At 66.1% G+C, this 227-nt stretch carries 1 pseudogene; it reads right to left on the bottom strand.

The features are described from left to right. A pseudogene (locus tag EXE44_RS17080) lies at positions 1 to 227 on the bottom strand (hypothetical protein); the annotation flags it as partial.

Raw genomic sequence — 227 nt, 5'->3', positions numbered from 1 at the left:
CCCAAGTGATGCCCAGCGGCGTGACGACGTTCATGTACACGTCGACCTCCCGGGCGGTCTCGCGGAGGGTGACGACCTTCTCGTCCCTGTCGAAGTCGACGAACCCGAGTTCTTCGAGCTTCGGCAGGTGGGTTTGACTCAGCGTGTTGTAGACGCTCTGCCGGCAGTCTCGGGGCGGCGGCGACTCGCCCACCTCGCGTTCGGCGATGTGGTCGGACAGCTCGCGG

The organism is Halorubrum sp. SS7, assembly GCF_005435055.1.
Lineage (GTDB): Archaea > Halobacteriota > Halobacteria > Halobacteriales > Haloferacaceae > Halorubrum > Halorubrum salinarum.
This window is presented reverse-complemented; position numbering and strand designations above follow the sequence as displayed.